We start from the raw sequence: 15,226 nt of genomic DNA, 5'->3' as shown, positions 1-15,226 counted from the left end.
CGGACGGCGGTGTCCGCGAGCGGTTAAGTGACTCCCGCCCCTCCAATCTTCCGACGAGGTTCTCACGTTCACTATGCCACAGCAGAAAACGGACTACGCCGACGACGCCGAGATCGACGCGGAACTGGACGAACTCCCCGACGACGAGACCGTCGAGGAGACGGTCGCGAACCTGGAAGAGCGCGGCTTCGACGTGGTCGTCGTTGACGACGCCGACGAGGCCCTCGAAACCGTCAAATCCCAGATCCCCGACGGGGTCTCGGTGATGAACGGGCACTCGACGACGCTCGAAGAGATCGGGTTCGACGAGTTCCTGAGCGAGGGCGACCACGAGTGGGAGAGCCTGCCGGACCAGATCTGGGGCATCGACGACGACGCCGAGCGGCAGACCGCGCGCCGCGAGTCGCAGACCGCCGACTACTTCCTCGGCGGAATTAACGCGGTCGCGCAGACGGGCGAGCTGGTCGCCGCCGACCTCTCCGGCAGCCGGATCGGCGCGTACCCGTTCGCCGCGGGCAGCGTCGTCATCGTCACCGGGATCAACAAGATCGTCCCGACGCTCTCGGACGCGTTCGAACGGCTGGAGTCGGTCGCGTACCCGCTGGAGAACGAGCGCGCGCAGGAGGCGTACGGCGTCGAGTCCTCCATCGCGAAGCAGCTGATCTACCGGCGCGAGACCGAGGCGGGCCGGACGACGGTCGTCCTCGTGCGCGAGCAGCTCGGCTACTGAGCGCCCGCGCGTCACGGTAGACGCGTCCGAGTCACGCGCTGACGCGTCACACGCTTTTTCCCCCTTCGACGCCCGCCAGCGGCGCCGCTGTCGACGCCGAGACCGCGAGACCGCAACCCGTTTTCCCCTCCTCCGAGAACCGCCGCGTAGGTCCCCAACGATGACGCCTCCGTCCGCGGATCTCTCGACCGACGCGCGCATCCTCTCCGACGGACGCACCCTCGCGTACGCGACCGCCGGCGACCCCGACGGCCGGCCGGTGGTCGTCCACCACGGCACCCCGGGGTCGCGGCTGTTCGGGGCGCTGCTGTCGGCGCCCGCGACCGCGGCCGGCGTCCGAGTTCTCGTCCCGGATCGGCCGGGGTACGGTCGCTCGTCGCCGCCCCCGGCGGAGTGGTCGTGGGGGGACTGGGGCGACGACGTCGGTGAACTCCTCGACTGGGAGTCGGTCGACCGAGCCGGCGTCCTCGGGTTCTCCGGCGGCGGCCCGTTCGCGCTCGCCGCCGCGGACAACGACCGAGTGGCCCGAACCGGGCTGGTGAGCAGCGTCGTCCCCCCGGCCGAGAACGCCCTCGCGACGCTCGCGGCGGTCCCGTTCGCGCTGCGCGCGGCGTTCCGGATCTCGAAGGCGCTCGCGTCGGTCGCCGGTCCCGACGCCGTCGTCTCGCAGTACACCGACCGCTCCCTCTCCGAGTCGGTTGCCGACGCGGTGGCTGCCGACTTCCACGAGGCCCTCGCCCGCGGCGCGGGGGCGGTCGAACGCGAGAACCGGGCGTTCGCGAGCGCGTCGTTCGACCCGGGCCCGGCCGGCGTCCCGCTCCGTGCCTGGCACGGCACGGGCGACGAGAACACGCCGCTCGCCCCCGTCCGGTCGCTCGTCGGGGAGCGAGGCGGAACGCTGGAGACCGTCGAGGCGGATCACCTCGGCACGCTCCTCGACCGGCGGCGGGCGGCGCTGGAGTGGGCCGGCGGCACGGAGTGACTCCGGCTGTTCGAACCCCCTTCACACAGTACTGCCGCTCGCGGAGTTGCTCGCGGCGGTGACAGCGGGCCGGGAGGGATCCACGCGAGCGAAGCGAGCGTGGGTCAGTCGCGCCCGTGACCGAACGGAGTGAGCGGAACGGGCGCGACGGGATTCGAACCACAGTCGCTCCCGTTCGCTCGCTACGCTCGCTCACCTCCCGCTCCCTGATTCGAACCCTCCCTCAGCACAGCACCGCCGCTCGCGATTTTGCTCGCGGCGGTACAGCGGGCCGGGAGGGATTCGAACCACGGTCACTCCGCTTCGCTCCGTTCCCTGCTTCGAATCCCTCTCGGCCGGTTCCCTCACCGCCTCGCTGTCGCTCGGCGGTTCGGTGTACGGGCCGGGAGGGATTCGAACCACGGTCACTCCGCTTCGCTCCGTTCCCTGCTTCGAATCCCTCTCGGCCGGTTCCCTCACCGCCTCGCTGTCGCTCGGCGGTTCGGTGTACGGGCCGGGAGGGATTCGAACCACGGTCACTCCGCTTCGCTCCGTTCCCTGCTTCGAATCCCTCTCGGCCGGTTCCCTCACCGCCTCGCTGTCGCTCGGCGGTTCGGTGTACGGGCCGGGAGGGATTCGAACCACGGTCACTCCGCTTCGCTCCGTTCCCTGCTTCGAATCCCTCTCGGCCGGTTCCCTCACCGCCTCGCTGTCGCTCGGCGGTTCGGTGTACGGGCCGGGAGGGATTCGAACCCCCGACCGTCCGGTTAAAAGCCGGACGCTCTCCCTAACTGAGCTACCGGCCCAGACGAATCGCTGTAGGGTCAGCCGACGGATAAACGTTTAGAACCGCGGTGGGAGTCGGCCTCGCCACCCGAAACGGTTTCCGACCCCCCGCCGTCGCCGCGAGCATGGAGTTCGACATGCGCGCGTTCGCCGCCGACCTCTGCCGGCACCGCTCGACCGCCGGCGAGGAGGCGGCCGCGACCGCGTTCGTCGCGGAGCGACTCTCGGCCCTCGGCTTCGAGACGTACGCCTGGGACGCCGACCCCGCCGTCCTCGCGGACCACCCCTCCTTCCCGGACGACCTCGAGGCGGCGGCCGTGGAGGGCCGGCGCAGCGTCGCGGGCGTCCTCGAACTCGGCGGCGCGGGCGACGGGGCGCCCCCGGACGAAGCCGGGAACGGCGACGATCCGACCCCGACGCTGGTCCTGAACGGCCACCTCGACGTCGTCCCCGCAGAGCCGACCGAGTGGTCGAGCGACCCGTTCGAACCGGTCTGGCGCGACGCGTCTGAGCGAAGCGCGAACGCGGCCGGCGGCGGCGACGGGACCGGCGAGACGCTCACCGCCCGCGGCGCGGCCGACATGAAGTCGGGACTCGCCGCCTGCGTCGGCGCCGCCCTCGACGTGCGAGCGGGGGTCGCTGACGGGTCCGTCGACCTCCCGTCGGCCGGCCTTCGGCTCGCGGTCGAGGCCGTCGCCGGCGAGGAGGACGGGGGGTACGGCGCGGCGACCGCCGCGCTCGCGAGCCCGTACCCCTTCGAGCGCGACGCGGCGATCGTCGCGGAGCCGACCGAACTGCGTCCGGTCGTCGCCTGCGAGGGGTCGCTCATGGCCCGGCTGGAGATCGACGGCCGGAGCGCGCACGCGGCCACGCGCTGGCGCGGCGAGGACGTGCTCCCGCGCTTCGAGGCCGTGCGGGAGGCGTTCGCGGACTTGGAGTCGGAGCGCGGCGAGTCGGTCTCGCACCCGCTGTACGGGGAGTTCCCCGTCCCGTGGCCGGTCGTCTGCGGCCGGGTCGAGGCGGGGTCGTGGGCGTCGACGGTCCCGGCGACGCTCGCCGCGGAGTTCCGGATCGGCGTCGCGCCCGGCGAGACCGTCGACGAGGTGGAGGCGGCGTTCCACGAGCGGCTGGAGCGCGTCGCGGCCGAGGACGCATGGCTGCGCGAGCGCCCGCCGCGGTTCGAGCGGTTCTCCGTCCAGTTCGAGCCGGCCGAGGTCGCCGTCGACGAGCCGGTCGTCGAAGCGGTCCGCGCCGGACTCGCCGCGACCGGCCTCCCGGACGCCGAGCCGCGGGGCGCGACGTACGGCGCCGACTCGCGGCACTTCGTCGCGGCCGGTATCCCGGCGGTGCTGTTCGGCCCCGGCACCATCGACGAGGCGCACTACCCGGACGAGACGATCGCGTGGAAGCAGGTCGTTCGGGCGAGAGCGACCATCGCCGCCGCTGCGGAGCGGTTCGCGAACGACCACGCGGCGTGACCGCTCGGGGCCGCTCCCCCTAGCGGTCGTCCGCGAGGTACTCGTCGACCGCGTCCGCGACGATCGCTCCCGGCTCGACGTTCTCCATCGAGGCGCGACGCCGCAGTTCGACGTAGGTGTCCGCCGGGAGCCGGAGCTGGAGTCGGCCGAGTTCGACGCCCACGTCGCGGACCGCGGTCTCGACGTCGTCCCCGTCGTTGACCGCGGAGGCGACCGCGCGCACCTCCCGGACGGTGAGGTCGCCGTCGATCGCCGCCCACGCGAGCAGGTAGCGGCCCCGCCCGCCGAGCCGGGCGACGTGCTTCGCGGCGCTCGGCGCGATCCGCCCGTTGGCGACCTGTCGCCGGATCGCCTGCGGGAGGTCGTGGACCCGCGCCCACTTGCGGATGAACGCGACGGAGACGTCCGCGCCCGCCCGTTCGGCCGCCTCCTTGTACGAGCCGACGCCGCGGACGAGCGCCGCGCAGGCGGCGGCGCCGCGGAGCATCAGGACGTTGTCCTCGTCGCCCACGTCCCCGGCCGCGAACCGGGCCACCGTCTCCGCGGCCTCCGCGACGCTGTCGGGGTCGTTCGGGTCGAACCCCACCGCGTCCGCGGCCCGGTCGCCCGTCACCGCCGGGTCAGACCGCACTACCGGCTCGCCGACGGGGGACTGCCGGTCCGCGCGTGACTCCTCGGTCATACACATCCCTTCGGGGCCGCGGGTATAAACGCCGGGCACCGGGGCGGAATTCGCCCGAGCGGGAGACGGACGCCGGCGGCCGTCGAACCCTACTCCGGAGTCCCGGCCGCGCCGTCGTCGCCGTCGCTCGGCGCTCGCGCGTACAGGACGTACGAGTACGCGACGGTGACGACGGCCGTCGCGAGAATCGGTCCGACGAGGAAGTACGCGGCGTACTCCCGCGCAAGGAGCCCGACGACCCCGACCGCGGCCGAGAGCTTGAACAGCTTGGCGCCGAGCGCGTGGGTCCGGTCCCACACGTCGTCGTCGCTGAGCGTCCACGGCGTCCGGATCCCGAGGAACCAGTTCGGCTCGACGTGGGGTAAAAGCGTTCCGACGTAGTAGAACAGCGCGGCGCCGCCGGCGACCGCGAGCGTCGTCACGTCGACCGCGTACCCGAGGTTGACGGCGAGCACCGCGAGGTGGAGCGCGACGAGGAACGCCGTGAACACCACGACGAACCGGTCGTAGTGGACCCGGAACGCGGCGATGTTCTCCCCGAGGGGGTCGATCCGCGGGAGCAGCGCGAACAGGCCGATCAGTCCGGCCGAAAGCCCCGGGACGAGCCACATCCCGGCCGTCCGGGAGAGCGTGCCGGTCGGCTCGCCCGCGCCGTTCCACCGCGTCACCATCTGTTCGGGGAGGTTCGGTGCGACCGCGAGGCTCGCGGCGGCGCCGACGACGACGAGGAGGGTCGCGACGCCGAATCGGAGTCGCGTGGAGAGCCGGGGACCGGTCATCACGCGAACCACTACGTGCCGAAGTAATAAAACTACGTTCGCGATCGGTCGCCTCGCGGGCTGTGGACCCGGATACGCTCCGAAGCGCCCTGGTGCGTCTCTGCGGGACGCGCCTGCGCACGGGAGCCTCCGCCTTCTGACGGGTCTCCCTTCTGACGGGTCGGCCCTCCGACGGCGTCTCGGGTAACCGCCCGCTCTCGACCGTCTCCCGTGGGAACGGCCCCCGCGGGACCCGCGCGACGCAACCCTTACGCGTCGCGGCCGCCAATCACGGCGTATGACCGACGAACGCGACGACGACGGCCACGAGTTCTCCTCGGGGCAGGGCGTCGACGCCGACTACGACGCGTTCACGCTGGACCCGCCCGAGTTGGGCGAGGACCCGAGCCGCGTCGACCCGGTCGACTCCCGCGTGTTGACCGAGGAGCTGGACCGCCGGAACATCGGCAGCGAGGACGTCGACGTCGAGCAGCTGGTCGACGTCGGCCTCTCGTACATGGGTATCAACCGCTTCGAGGAGGCGACCGAGACGTTCGAGCGCGCCGCCCGCTTCGCGGACGAGGACTCGCTGGAGGCGCAGGAGGCGTGGGTGAACAAGGGGGCCGCCCACGCCCAGCTTGAGGAGTTCGACCAGGCGATCGGCGCGTATCAGGAGGCGCTGCGCATCGACGAGGAGTCCGAGCACGCCGCGACCGCCGAGACAAACCTCGCGTACGCGCTCTGGGAGTCCGGCCGCAGCGAGCAGGCGCTCGAACACGCAGAGCGCGCCGTCGAGACCGACCCGCGCTTCGCGGAAGCGTGGTACAACCGCGGGTTCCTGCTGGTCGAGCGCGGCCTCGCCGAGGACGCGGTCAAGTGCTTCGACAACGCGATCCGGCTGGGCTACCGCGACGCGGGCGTCCTCGAAGAGAAGGCGCGGGCCCTCGAAGAGGCCGGCGAGCACGAGCAGGCAGAGGAGGTGGCCGATCAGGCCGAGGAGCTCCGCCGCGAGACGGAAGAACAGCTGATCGAGGAACAGACCGGTCAGGCGCCCGGTCCCGGCGGGCAGCCCGGCGCCGGCGGTCGGGGCGGACAGGGTCGCGGCGGGCAGCCCGGCGCCGACGGTCGCGGCGGGCGGGGTCCCGGCGGGCAGGGCGGCGGACCCGGGGAACCCGGCGGCCGCGGCGGACAGAGCGGCGACCGGAGCGGGCAGGACGGCGAGCCGGAGGGTCCGGAGCGAGAGCTTGAAGGCGAGGGTCCCGAGGGCTTCTGAATGCTCCTCCGCGAGCGCGAGACCGCCGAGGGACGGCTCGTCTCCGTCTGCGACCCCGACTGCCTCGGCGAGACGTACGAGGACGGCCCGGTGACGCTCACCGTGAGCGAGGAGTTCTACGGCGGCGACGACGCGGTCGAGGCGACCGAAGAGGAGGTGATCGCCGGCCTCCAGCGCGCGCAGGTCGCGAACATCGTCGGCACCGAGTCGGTCGGCGTCGCCGTCGAGGCTGGCCTCGTCGACGAGGAGACCGTCCTGGAGTTCGAGGAGACGCGGCACGCGCAGCTGCTCTGGCTGTAGCGGGTCCCGGATTTCGCCGGGATCCGAACCGGCTAAGGGCGCGCGCGACGAGGCGAACCCGATGAGACGACTCACGCGGAGCGAACTGGCGTCGCGGGTCGGACCGCGACCGCCCGCGGACGCCTTCTGGCGGCGCGCGATCGACCGGGGGGAGGCCGCGCTCGGCGTCGGCGCGGACGCCGTCGGTGACTCCGGCGAGACGAACGGGCAGCCGGCCGAACCGCTCGACACGGGCGACATCGTCGACGTGGGGGACCACGCCTTCGTCGTCGTGGACGCAGAGTGGACCGAGGCCGGGGGCCGGGTCTACCGGATCGAACTGGTCGCCGACCGCGACGGGGACTGAGTTATCGCGACGAGGCGGTCGAGGAGGGGTTGCGACGGGGCGAGCCGCCCGCCGAGAGCGGTCGACCCGCCTAGAGGTCCGCCACGTCCTCGATGGCGTCGGTGAGTTCTTTCACGCTCTCGACCGTGTGTTCGCCCATGTGGCCGATCCGGAACGTCTCCTCGCCGATGTCGCCGTAGCCGTTCGAGAAGGCCATGTCGTACTCCTCGCTCACTTCCTCGATGGTCGCGGCCACGTCGACGTCTCGGGTGTTCTCGATACAGGCGACCGTCTGCGACTCGTACCCCTCTTCGGGGAACATCGCGAAGTGCTCGTCGGCCCAGTCGTGGACGTACGTCATCATCTCGCGGTGGCGCTCGTCGCGGGCGCGGTGGCCCTCGTCGAGCATGTGTTTCATCTGCTTGCGGTACGCCAACATGATCGGGATCGCGGGCGTCGAGTGGGTCTGTCCCTTCCGGTCGTAGTAGTCGATGGCGCGGCGGAAGCCGCCGTACCACGAGGAGTCGCCCTTCTCGACCTCGCGGTCGTAGGCGTCGTCGCTCACGACGCAGACGGCGAGTCCGGGCGGCATCGCGAACGCCTTCTGGGTGGACGCGAAGATGGCGTCGATGCCGTGTTCGTCGATGTCGACGTAGTCGCCGCCGAGCGACGAGACGGCGTCGACGGCGAAGTAGGTGTCCGGGTACTCCTTCAGGACGTCGCCTATCTCCTCTATCGGGTTCCGGACGCCGGTCGAGGACTCGTTCAGCACGCCCGCGACCATGTCGTACTCCGCGTCGGCGGCCTCGACCGCCTCGCGGACGTCCTCGGGCTTGACCGCCTCTCCCCACTCGTACTCCAGTCGGTCGACGTCCTTGCCGAGCCGCTCCGCGACGTTGGCGTAGCGCTCGCTGAACGCGCCGCAGGTCGGGACGAGGACGCGCTCGTCGACGAGGTTCAGCGTCGTCGCCTCCCAGAACTCCGTGCCGGAGCCGGTCAAGATCACGACCTCGTTGTCGGTGCCGAGGAACTCCTTCGTGTCCTCGACGATGGTGGTGTACAGATCCGTCATCCGGTCCATCCGGTGGCCGAACATCGGCTCCGCCATCGCCTCGATGACGTCGTCGCGGACCTCCGTCGGGCCGGGGATGTACAGCGTCTTCTCGTCGTAGTCGTCGCGGTATTCGCGTTTCTTCGTCACGGGATCCACCTGTTAGATCGTACCGGGACGCGCGAGGGTATGGTCCTTGTGTTCCGTTCAAAAGGCGCGAAGCGGGCCGGGCCGAAGCGGGCCGGACCGGGTCCGCTCGCGTCGCGCTCCGTACGGGTCCGCTCCCGCACCGGGTCCGCTCCCGTCGCGCCGCGCACCTGTCGGACCGACAGTCCCCGGATCGCGTACCGCGGATCGCACGCTCGCCTTCCGGAAACGGCGTCGCCGCCCGGATCAACCGGGTTTATACCAACGGGGGAGCGAAAGCGCGTATGACACACGCCCGGAGAGTAACAACCGAACGGGGTGAACCGCCGTGAGCGGCGACGAGGAACTCGCGAAGGACCTCGGCCCGCTCGCGGCGCTCACGATCGGGATCGGGACGATGATCGGCGCGGGTATCTTCGTGCTCCCGGGTACCGCGGTCGCCCGCGCCGGGCCGCTCGCGGCGGCCACGTTCGTCCTCGGCGGCGTGATCGCCTTATTCACCGCGCTGTCGGCCTCGGAGCTGGGGACGGCGATGCCGAAGTCCGGCGGGGCGTACTTCTACGTCAACCGCGCGCTCGGTCCGATGTTCGGCTCCGTCGCGGGGTGGGCGAACTGGCTCGGACTCGCCTTCGCCTCCGCCTTCTACATGTACGGCTTCGGGGAGTACGTCAACGCGCTCGTCGGTCTCGGGCCGGTCGGACTCGGATTCGTGACGCTGGAGGCGGCGCAGGTGATCGGTCTCGCGGGCGCGCTCCTCTTTATCGCGGTCAACTACTTCGGCGCGAAGGAGACCGGGGGCCTCCAGATCGTCATCGTGATGTCGCTGCTCGGTATCCTCGCCGTCTTCACCGTCGTCGGCCTGCTGAACGCCGAGATGTCGTCGCTGCGTCCCCTCGCGCCGCCGGGAACGGTGGGTGAGGTGTTGCCGGTCACGGGGATCATCTTCGTCTCGTATCTGGGATTCGTCCAGATCACCTCGGTCGCGGAGGAGATCAAAAATCCCGGGCGGAACCTCCCGCTCGCGGTCCTCGGCTCGGTCGTCATCGTCACCGTCGTGTACGCGCTGTTCCTGCTGGTGCTGCTCGCGGCGGTCCCGAACGAACTCGTCGCGAACAACGAGACCGCGGTCGTCGACGCCGCTCGCCTCCTGTTCGGCAACTACGAGGTGTTCGGTTACTCGCTGGGCGCCGTCGGCGCCGGCATGCTGCTGATCGGCGGGCTGCTCGCGACCGCCTCCTCCGCGAACGCGTCGATCCTCTCCTCTTCGCGGATCAACTTCGCGATGGGCCGCGAGAAGATCGTCACCCCGAAGCTCAACGAGATCCACGAGCGGTTCGGCACCCCGTACAAGTCGATTGCGCTCACCGGCGCGCTCATCCTCGTGTTCCTCGTCGCCGGCGGCGTGGAGTCGCTGTCGACGATGGGCTCCGTCCTCCACCTCATCGTCTACGGGCTGCTCAACCTCGCGCTGATCGTGATGCGCGAGTCGGAGGTCGAGGGGTACGACCCGGACTTCGAGGTCCCCTTCTACCCGCTCGTCCCGATAATCGGGACGGTGTCGTCGTTCGCGCTGATAATCTACATCGAGCCGACGATCATCCTGATCTCGTTCGGCCTCGTCGCCTTCGCCGTCCTCTGGTACCTGCTGTACGCCCGCGGGAAGGTGGAGACGCGCGGCGTGTTGGGGACGTGGATCCTCGACCGCTCCGACGACCTACCGGAGCAGGCCGTCTCGGCGGCCACCTCCGTCCAGCCGAGCGGCGGCGACTACCGGGTGATGGTGCCGCTCGCGAACCCCAAAACCGAGGAGCACCTGATCACGCTCGCGTCCGCCATCGCCAAACAGCGGAACGGGACCGTCGTCGCGGTCAACATCGCGAACGTCCCCGACCAGACCTCGCTGGAGGCGGCCCGCGACCGCGGCGCCCACGAGGCGGCTCACGGCCTCCTCGATCAGGCCCGCGAGGACGCCGAGACGTTCGGCGTCGACGTGGAGACCCACGTCGTGCTCTCGCACCGCGTGTTCGAGGAGGTGTTCGACGCCGCGCGCACCTACGGCGCCGACATGACCGTGATGGGCTGGGGCGAGGACTCCCACGGGGCGCCCGGGCGCGCCGAGTCCGCCGTCGACGAACTGGCGTACTCGCTCCCCTCGGACTTCCTCGTGTTCCGCGACCGCGGCTTCGACGCCTCGCGCATCCTCGTGCCGACCGCCGGCGGTCCGGCCTCGGACCTGTCCGGCGCCGTCGCGAAGATGCTCCAGACCGAGTTCGACGGCGAGGTGACGCTGCTCCATGTCGCGGAGGACGGCGAGGAGGAGTCCGGCCGCGCGTTCCTCTCCGAGTGGGCCGACTCGCACGACCTCGCGGACGCGACGCTGCGGATCGAGACGGGCGACGTCGAGACCAGCATCGAGCGCGCCGCCCGCGACGCGACGATGCTCATCATCGGCGCGACCCAGAAGGGGCTGCTCTCGCGGCTGGTCCGTGGCTCGCTCGTGTTGGACGTGCTGGGCGAGGTGGAGTGTTCCGTCCTGCTGGCCGAGCCGCGCAGCGACCGCGGGCTCCTCGCCCGGCTGTTCGGGAGCGGCGCGCGGTCGAACGACGCCACCGACGCGAGCGCGACGCCTGCCGAGACCGGCGTCGAGCCGGAGCCGTCGACGCCCGAGATAGAGGAGGGTTCGGAGTCGGACGAAGGGTCGGACGTGGGCGAGGAGTCGAAGTCGGACTAACGCGACGGTTTCTTTTTAAACCGCTGGGGAAACTGCGGTGTGGAGGCCGGGCGGCCCGCGCCGCCTCAGCCCCAATGCCAGAAGTGGTTGCCGTCCTCCTCGACCGGGTCGGTGCGCTCCCGGAGGTCGGCGACGTCCTCCGCGGTCGGCTCGTGGTCGTCGGGCAGTTTCTCCATACACTCGAAACAGAGGAAGAACTCCGAGCCGTCGGTGAGTTCGAGCGTGAGTCCCTGCGTCGACTCGAACGCGAAGTTCCACAGGTCGCCGATCCCGCCGGCGATCCTGACGGACCGCTCGCAGACGTCGCACGCCTCGGAGGCCATATGTGCGTCTTACTGGGTCCGCGGGCTAAGGCGTGTCGCCTCGATACGTTTACGTCGTTGATGGGTTCGGTGGTGCGGTTCGATCGCTCGTCGTCGCGGACAGATCGGTGAACGCCTCTTAAAATCCAGTCGTCTATGTATAAATAGCTGCGACCAAGTCGGCAGACGACACCTCCAAAGCCCCGGCCGCTTACTTATAAATAGTTGCTACCAACTCGACGGACGACACCTCCAAAGCCCCAGCCGCTTACTTATAAGTAGTTGCTACCAACTCGACGGACGACACCTCCAAAGCCCCAACCGCTTACTTATAAATAGTTGCTACCAACTCGACGGACGACACCTCCAAAGCCCCAGCCGCTTACTTATAAATAGTTGCTACCAACTCGACGGACGACACCTCCAAAGCCCCAGCCGTGAGGCGGGCGCACGCTCGCTGCGCTCCTCGTCACTCGCTGCGCTCGTTCCTGCGGTGCTTACTTCGCCTGCGCCCGCCTCACGGCTGCCCCTTTGAGTCCCGCCCCGCACAGCACGGCACCTCACACCTCCCCAGCCTCGCGGCTCCCTCCGCTTCGCTCCGGTCGCCGCGTCCCTCGCGCGTGCTCCTCGCGGCCGCCTTCGGCGGCCACTCGCAGGCACGCGCCACCGCGCCGCTATTTATAAACAATCGCTGTCGCTCACCGCGATTCGATTTCAATCACGTGCGCGTCCGACGGGTCGAACCCGACCGCGACCGCGCCGTCGAGCGGGTCGACCGCCCGGACGAGCAGTTCGCGGTCGCCCCAGTCGAGCGTCACGCGCGTCGTCTCCCCGAGGAACTCCGCGCTGGCGACGGTCGCGCGGAGCGCGTTCTCGCCGGCCGGAGCGGCGGTTTCGGGGCCGGGTTCTCCGTCCGCGCTCGCGACGCGGAGGTGTTCCGGGCGGACGCAGAAGGCGACCCGGTCGCCGGCCTCGAGGGCTTGCGTCGCGGCCGCGTCCGATTCGCTCCCGTCCCTCTCGTCGACCGCCACGCGGAGCGTCTCGTCGCCGCCGTCGACGTCGACCGCGAGTTCGCCCCCGGCCGCTGCGGGCGCGTCGACGACGCGCCCCGCGAACACGTTGTTGTCGCCCACGAACTCCGCGACGAACCGCGTGGCTGGCTCGCGGTAGACGGTCCGCGGGGGAGCCACCTGCTCGGGCGTCCCGCCGTTCATCACCGCGACGCGGTCGGAGACGGCCAGCGCCTCCTCCTGGTCGTGGGTGACGTAGACGGTGGTGATTCCCAGTTCGGACTGGATCCGCTTCACCTGCGCGCGGAGCCGCTCGCGGAGCCGCGCGTCGAGCGCGCTCATCGGCTCGTCTAAGAGGAGCACGTCCGGCCCGGGCGCGAGCGCCCGCGCCATCGCGATCCGCTGCTGTTGCCCGCCCGAGAGGCTCCCCGGGTCGCGGTCGGCCGCGTCGGGGAGGTCGACCAGTTCGAGCAGGTCCGCGACGCGCTCGTCGCGCGTCGTCCCCTCGGGCGGGTCCGCGAAGTTCAGCCCGTACGCGACGTTCTCTCCGACGGTCATGTGCGGGAACAGCGCGTAGCTCTGGAACACGACGCCAACGTCGCGGGCCTCGGGCGGAACGCCGGCCATCGACTCGCCGCCGAACTTGACCGCCCCGCCCGTCGGCTCCTCGAACCCCGCGATCAGCCGGAGCGTGGTCGTCTTCCCGCAGCCGGAGGGGCCGACGAGCGTGAAGAACTCCCCCTCGCGCACTCGGAGGCTCACGTCGTCGACGGCGGTTGTCTCGCCGTACCGTTTCGTCACGCCGTCGAGTTCGACGGCGACGGCTGGGTCGTTCGCAGAACCTGTCGACGGTTCAGAGCCCACGGTGCTCACCCCCGAGCCGCTCGATGACGACGAAGCTGAGGCCGGTAACGACGAGGAGGACGACGCCCATGGCGGTCGCCGGTCCGAGCCGCCGCCCGATGAACCGTTCGATCGCGACGGGCATCGTGTACGCGTCGGCGCCGGTCGCCAACACGACGGTCGAGGTGAACTCCCCGATAGAGATGGCGAACGCGAACGCCGCGCCGGCGACGACCGCGGGCCAGACGAGGGGGAGCTCCACGTCCCGGATCACCCGCGCCCGCGAGGCGCCCAGCGCCCGCGCGGACTCGACGAGCGACCGGTCCAGCCCGGAGAGCCCGGGCGAGACGGTGCGCACGACGAACGGGTAGCCCGAGACGGCGTGCGCGACGACGATCGCGACCGCGCCGCTCGCGGCGATCCGCCACCCCGCGACCTCGACGCCGAAGACGAGCCCCCGGAGGAGCCCGAGCCCGACGATAATCCCGGACACCGCCAGCGGCGCCATCGCGGCCGCGTCGACCAGCGTCCGCCCGCGGTACCGCCGCGTGGTCAACACCGCGACGACGACGCCCATCGGCAGCGCGAGCAGGGTCGCGGCCGTCGCGAACGCCAGCGAGTTGCGGATGGCGGGCCACGGCCGCACCTGAAACGCCGCGCCCGTCTGCTGGCGCTCGACGAGGAACCGGTAGTGGTCGAGCGTGAGCGCGCCGTCGCCGCCCGTCACCGACGCGAGGATCATCGACGCGATGGGCGCGAGGAAGACGAGTCCGGCGACGGCGACGTAGGCGGCCAGCCCCGCCCGCGGCAGCAGTTCGCGGAGCGACGGGGTCGACGGCACCAGCGAGCGCCGCGGCAGCGGCCGCGCCCCCCGCGTGCTCGTCGAGTTGCGGGCCTCGTACCGGAGGTACGCGAGCAGCACCCCGAGCGATATCGCGAGTTCGACGATCGCTAACGCGGCGGCCTCGGCGTAGCTCAGGTCGCGCACCAGCCGGTAGACGAACACCTCGACGGTCGCTAACTGGAACCCGCCGAGCGCTAAGACGATTGGGAAGGTGCCGAACGTGAACACGAAGGTGAGCGCCGCGCCCGTCAGCATGGCGGGGTACACCTGCGGCGCGACCACGTCGACGAACGCCCGCATCGGCCCGGCGCCGAGGCTCCGCGCGGTCTCGACCGCGCTCGCGTCCACCGACTCCCACGCCGCGGTCGTCACGCGCGCCACGAGCGGCGCGTTGTAGAACGCGTGGGCGATCACCACCGCTTCGAGGGTGAACATGAGGTCGACCGGCGGCAGCCCGAGCGCGCCGAGCGCGGCGTTCAGCGTGCCGTTCTGCCCGAACGTGGCGACGAACCCGACCGCGACCATGATCGACGGGAGGACGAACGGGACGATGGTGAGCGAGCGCAGCGTCCGCCGGCCGGGGAACTCGAAGCGCGCGAGCAGGTAGGCGGCCGGAAGCCCGAGGGCGACGCTCGCGAGCGTCGAGAGGACCGCCTGATACGCGGTGAAGCCGACGATCCCCAGCCGCCGGTCCGGCGAGGCGAGCGACCGCGCGACCGCGACCGGCGACTCGCCGGACAGCAGCCGCGCCAGCTCCCCGAAGTAGAACGGGTCGGTGAGGATGTCCGCGAACACGCTGAGGGTGACGGCGCCGTCGACGACGACCGCCTCGATCAGGACGGTCGCGGTCGGGTAGTAGAAGGCGACGACGAGCGCGGCGCTGGTGAGGACCGCGAGCGCGGTCAGCGCGTGCGACTCGACGCCCGCGCGGAGGCGGGTCAGCCGGCCCGCCCGGTCATCGTCGTCGGTCGCGCGCTCACCGTCGCCGGTCGCCCGGCTGCCGTC

At 71.1% G+C, this 15,226-nt stretch carries 14 protein-coding genes and 1 tRNA gene; 7 read left to right on the top strand and 8 right to left on the bottom strand.

All coding sequences use genetic code 11. The features are described 5' to 3' along the window. The first annotated feature begins 73 nt into the window (after positions 1-73). Both KI388_RS13285 and KI388_RS13280 read left to right on the top strand, forming a co-directional pair. A complete protein-coding gene (locus tag KI388_RS13285) occupies positions 74-730 on the top strand; it encodes a lactate utilization protein (protein WP_215087073.1) in 657 nt (218 codons plus the stop codon). A gap of 160 nt (positions 731-890) precedes the next feature. Next, positions 891-1,712: an alpha/beta hydrolase gene (locus KI388_RS13280; RefSeq protein WP_215087072.1), complete on the top strand. Its 822-nt coding sequence runs from the start codon at positions 891-893 to the stop codon at positions 1,710-1,712. A gap of 192 nt (positions 1,713-1,904) precedes the next feature. On the opposite strand, the gene KI388_RS13275 is transcribed toward KI388_RS13280, so the two are convergent. Next, entirely contained in the window at positions 1,905-2,393 is a 489-nt protein-coding gene (locus KI388_RS13275) for a hypothetical protein (RefSeq protein WP_215087071.1), read from the bottom strand. A 30-nt stretch (positions 2,394-2,423) separates the two neighbouring features. Next, a tRNA-Lys gene (locus tag KI388_RS13270) sits at positions 2,424-2,497 on the bottom strand. Between the two features lie 105 nt (positions 2,498-2,602). Between KI388_RS13270 and KI388_RS13265 the strand changes: the two genes are divergently transcribed. Beyond that, complete coding sequence (locus KI388_RS13265) at positions 2,603-3,955, top strand: M20/M25/M40 family metallo-hydrolase (RefSeq protein WP_215087070.1); 1,353 nt, start codon at positions 2,603-2,605, stop codon at positions 3,953-3,955. Positions 3,956-3,974: 19 nt separating this feature from the next. Here the strand turns inward: KI388_RS13265 and KI388_RS13260 are convergent, their stop codons facing one another. Then, a complete protein-coding gene (locus KI388_RS13260; protein ID WP_215087069.1) occupies positions 3,975-4,637 on the bottom strand; it encodes a hypothetical protein in 663 nt (220 codons plus the stop codon). A gap of 89 nt (positions 4,638-4,726) precedes the next feature. Continuing rightward, positions 4,727-5,416 (bottom strand): SdpI family protein, encoded by a 690-nt coding sequence (locus KI388_RS13255; protein WP_215087068.1) that lies wholly within the window; start codon positions 5,414-5,416, stop codon positions 4,727-4,729. A 277-nt stretch (positions 5,417-5,693) separates the two neighbouring features. On the opposite strand from KI388_RS13255, the gene KI388_RS13250 reads away from it, so the two are divergent. From KI388_RS13250 to KI388_RS13240, 3 genes are all read left to right on the top strand, one after another. Then, positions 5,694-6,668: a tetratricopeptide repeat protein gene (locus KI388_RS13250; RefSeq protein WP_215087067.1), complete on the top strand. Its 975-nt coding sequence runs from the start codon at positions 5,694-5,696 to the stop codon at positions 6,666-6,668. Continuing rightward, positions 6,669-6,968 (top strand): DUF424 domain-containing protein, encoded by a 300-nt coding sequence (locus KI388_RS13245; RefSeq protein ID WP_215087066.1) that lies wholly within the window; start codon positions 6,669-6,671, stop codon positions 6,966-6,968. Between the two features lie 61 nt (positions 6,969-7,029). Beyond that, positions 7,030-7,314 carry a hypothetical protein gene (locus KI388_RS13240; RefSeq protein WP_215087065.1) on the top strand — a complete coding sequence of 95 codons (285 nt, stop codon included), beginning with the start codon at positions 7,030-7,032 and terminating at the stop codon, positions 7,312-7,314. A gap of 70 nt (positions 7,315-7,384) precedes the next feature. Here the strand turns inward: KI388_RS13240 and KI388_RS13235 are convergent, their stop codons facing one another. Next, entirely contained in the window at positions 7,385-8,494 is a 1,110-nt protein-coding gene (locus KI388_RS13235; protein WP_215087064.1) for an alanine--glyoxylate aminotransferase family protein, read from the bottom strand. A 325-nt stretch (positions 8,495-8,819) separates the two neighbouring features. On the opposite strand from KI388_RS13235, the gene KI388_RS13230 reads away from it, so the two are divergent. Further along, on the top strand, positions 8,820-11,222 hold the full coding sequence (locus KI388_RS13230; protein ID WP_215087063.1) for an amino acid permease: 2,403 nt from the start codon (positions 8,820-8,822) through the stop codon (positions 11,220-11,222). Positions 11,223-11,287: 65 nt separating this feature from the next. Here KI388_RS13230 and KI388_RS13225 read toward each other — a convergent pair whose 3' ends face one another. The 3 genes from KI388_RS13225 to KI388_RS13215 form a co-directional block, all read right to left on the bottom strand. Continuing rightward, a complete protein-coding gene (locus tag KI388_RS13225; RefSeq protein WP_215087062.1) occupies positions 11,288-11,545 on the bottom strand; it encodes a hypothetical protein in 258 nt (85 codons plus the stop codon). A 677-nt stretch (positions 11,546-12,222) separates the two neighbouring features. After that, a complete protein-coding gene (locus KI388_RS13220) occupies positions 12,223-13,398 on the bottom strand; it encodes an ABC transporter ATP-binding protein (protein ID WP_215087061.1) in 1,176 nt (391 codons plus the stop codon). Beyond that, positions 13,388-15,163 carry an iron ABC transporter permease gene (locus KI388_RS13215; protein WP_251133266.1) on the bottom strand — a complete coding sequence of 592 codons (1,776 nt, stop codon included), beginning with the start codon at positions 15,161-15,163 and terminating at the stop codon, positions 13,388-13,390. The genes KI388_RS13220 and KI388_RS13215 overlap by 11 nt, the downstream gene beginning before the upstream one ends. Positions 15,164-15,226 lie beyond the last annotated feature (63 nt).

It is taken from the genome of Halorubrum sp. 2020YC2 (genome assembly GCF_018623055.1).
Classification (GTDB): Archaea; Halobacteriota; Halobacteria; order Halobacteriales; family Haloferacaceae; genus Halorubrum.
Note: the sequence above shows the minus strand (reverse complement) of the source record. Positions and strands in the feature narration are given on the sequence as shown.